Below are 3,137 nucleotides of genomic sequence, written 5' to 3'. Positions count from 1 at the left end.
AATGATGGCAAGTATGGTGTTCCGGCAAGCAGCAAAAGTGTTCCCGTGTTCCCCGTCAGAATCGGACCTTCTGCGACGCCCGTCTTGACGATCGTGTACCCTGCATTCGGCTGATGCTCTCGTCTGCGATCATCCGCGACATCCCAGCGTAAAATCTCGTCCGTCCACTCTTCCGATGCTTCGATTCGACCGATCGGTTCCGTCTGCATGAACGTACGAGTGAATGACTCTTCCGTATATGGATCGAGACCATCGAATTGACCGAACTGCGTCAGCAGTGCGGGTCCGACGAACGTCGTCAATCCTGTCTGCTGATAGATGCCCGCAAACAGTGCTGTGATATCACTGTATCCGACGAAGATCTTCGGATTGTTCCGAATCAATTCATAATCAAGTTCGTCGAGCAACTGGTGCGAGTTAAATCCACCGATCGTCGAGATGATCGCCTTGATTGACGGATCAGCGAACGCCATATGTAAATCTTGTAGCCGTTCGCCGATTGTTCCTGCCGTATGACTATGGACAGCCGTTGCGTTCGGCATCAAGACGACCTCGAACCCCATTTTTTCAAGTGTTGCGATACCGCGGGCGAGACGACGCGGTACGTATGCTGCGACAGCAGACGCCGGCGACACGATGGCAATCTTATCCCCTTTTTGTAAGCGTGGTGGTTTCATGAGAGTTCCCCCTTTTTCATTACAAGTATTTCCAGTATAACAAATTGAAAAGGAACCGCGTACTCTCATTTTTTCCATCCATCTTACAGCTTTACGAAGAGCGAATCTCCGTTCTCAAGCAATTCTCCTTTTTCCGAAACATAATCGACCTTGACTGTCATATGTTGAAGAATCTTTTGTTCGCGCAACGATTTTGCCCATGCTGTGACCTGCGCTTTATCCTGTTCGTGTCGCTTGCGTGGAACGTCCACTAAGAGCGTCGGAGCAACTTCCTTCCGTAAATAAGCCTTTGAATCAAAACGCGCGTCACCTAGCTGCTGTATTTTATCGTTGTCATAAAGTACGGTCACGCTCAATTATTGTTCAGTTGTTCGAGAGTCGGCGACGGGATCCGTCGCTCTAACCGATCTTCCCAAAGTGACGCATGATACGAGTCAACGAACCTCCCCGACTCCTCTTGTTGATAGACGAAAAACTCAGTATTCGTTTTTTCGTCTATCGCGCGTGCGGCATATTCAAATGGAAAATTGCCCATGTTGTCGTAAAGACTACCGGTCACCTTCGCTTCCGGAAGATGCTGTTCTAAGTAAGTTTTTGCTTTCCGCTGTACTTCAGTCTCTTTCGTTCCATCCGAGTTCATATCCTGTGTAAAAGCGAAAGTCATCAATAAGGCACTACCTCCGATGACTCCAATTAGACTGGCAATCCCGATTATCCAACGTTTCATATACTTCCCTCCCATATTTTTACACTTACAATTTTATCATAAAAAAAGAGTAGCGGACGACGTCCACTACTCAAGTATTGCTGATTGGATTGCTTACTGGATAACAGCGTGAACGAGCGGGCGTTCTGCCGGTTTCGTTTCACTGATATGGTACGCGTGATCCATTTTTTCGATTGCTTGATCGAGTGTTTCTTTGTTTGAACGAAGTGTTGCGATGACATCGCCGACTTCGACACGGTCGCCGACTTTCTTGTGCAACGTAACGCTTGCTGCGTGATCGATCTCATCTGCTTTCGTCGCGCGTCCTGCACCGAGGATCATCGCTGCAACACCGACTTCGTCAGCGATGATTTCTGAGACATAACCTGCTTTTGAAGCGACGAATGTTTTTTCGTATTTCGTTTCAAGTGCTTTTGTCATGTCGTCAACGAGAGACGCGTCGCCACCTTGAGCTGCGATGAACTTTTTAAAGACGTCAAGTGCTGCTCCGTTACCGAGACGTGTTTCGAGATCCGCATATGCTTCGTCGAACGTCGGGTAGAAATCACCGAGGACTGCCATGTGTGATGCAATCGTCAAAGCGATGACTTTCAAATCACGGACATCTTTCCCTTGAAGGACTTCAATCGCTTCTTTGACTTCGTTTGCGTTTCCGATCTCAAAGCCGAGCGGCTGATCCATGTCTGTAATGACAGCAACCGTCTTACGATTGACACTCTTACCAATCGAAACCATCTCTGTCGCAAGTGCTTTTGCATCTTCGAACGATTTCATGAAGGCACCAGAACCGGTCTTAACGTCGAGTACGATGCTGTCTGCTCCTGCTGCGATCTTTTTCGACATGATCGAACTTGCGATCAATGGAATCGAGTTGACCGTCGCCGTGACATCACGAAGTGCGTAGAGTTTTTTGTCTGCAGGCGTCAGGTTACCCGTTTGACCGATGATCGCCATCTTGATGTCGTTGACTTGTGAGACGAACGCTTCTTCTGAAAGCTCGACGTCAAAACCAGGGAACGCTTCGAGTTTGTCGATTGTTCCACCTGTATGACCGAGTCCACGACCGCTCATCTTCGCCACCGGAATACCGATTGACGCAACGAGTGGTGCGACGATCAAACTGATTTTGTCACCGACACCGCCAGTCGAGTGTTTGTCGACTTTTTTCCCGTGGATACGTGAAAGGTCGATCACGTCGCCCGATTTGACCATCGCCATCGTCAAATCAGCGATTTCACGATCTGACATTCCTTGATAGAAAATCGCCATCGACATCGCTGACATTTGATAATCTGGAATTTCACCATTCGTGAATCCTTCTACCATTGCTTGAATATCAGCTGTTGCGAGTTCGCCACCGTCTCGTTTTGTTGCAATCAAATCTACCATACGCATAATCTAGTTCCTCCTCAGGAGTGGTTTGTGAGTTTTATAAACAGTCGTTACATTTTTTTGATCGAACCGCGAACGAGTGATAGGAAGTGTGCCCGGACACGTTCTGTCGTTTCGATGACTTCATCATGATGTAACGGTTGATCGAGAATGCCTGCTGCCATGTTCGAGACACACGAAATCCCAAGGACACGCATATCTGAATGACGGGCAACGATGACTTCAGGGACCGTCGACATACCGACGACATCTCCTCCAAGCATCCGTGCCATCTTGACTTCTGCAGGTGTCTCATACGTTGGACCTGTGTTTCCGAAGTAGACACCTTGGCGAACACGAAT

The 3,137-nt window shown here is 48.2% G+C and carries 3 protein-coding genes and 2 pseudogenes; all 5 read right to left on the bottom strand.

What is annotated here, in order from left to right; all coding sequences use genetic code 11:
* Positions 1–344: 344 nt before the first annotated feature.
* Positions 345–677, bottom strand: a pseudogene (locus B2751_RS14930) (LD-carboxypeptidase); the annotation flags it as partial.
* Positions 678–760: 83 nt separating this feature from the next.
* Positions 761–1,027 (bottom strand): hypothetical protein, encoded by a 267-nt coding sequence (locus tag B2751_RS14925; RefSeq protein ID WP_290775502.1) that lies wholly within the window; start codon positions 1,025–1,027, stop codon positions 761–763.
* Positions 1,028–1,029: 2 nt separating this feature from the next.
* Entirely contained in the window at positions 1,030–1,404 is a 375-nt protein-coding gene (locus B2751_RS14920; RefSeq protein ID WP_290775500.1) for a hypothetical protein, read from the bottom strand.
* Positions 1,405–1,497: 93 nt separating this feature from the next.
* Positions 1,498–2,799, bottom strand: coding sequence for a pyrimidine-nucleoside phosphorylase (locus B2751_RS14915; RefSeq protein WP_290775498.1), 1,302 nt, complete (start codon positions 2,797–2,799; stop codon positions 1,498–1,500).
* A gap of 47 nt (positions 2,800–2,846) precedes the next feature.
* Positions 2,847–3,137, bottom strand: a pseudogene (locus tag B2751_RS14910) (purine-nucleoside phosphorylase); the annotation flags it as partial.

This window comes from Exiguobacterium sp. UBA6282 (assembly GCF_002440475.1).
Lineage (GTDB): Bacteria > Bacillota > Bacilli > Exiguobacteriales > Exiguobacteriaceae > Exiguobacterium_A.
Note: the sequence above shows the minus strand (reverse complement) of the source record. Positions and strands in the feature narration are given on the sequence as shown.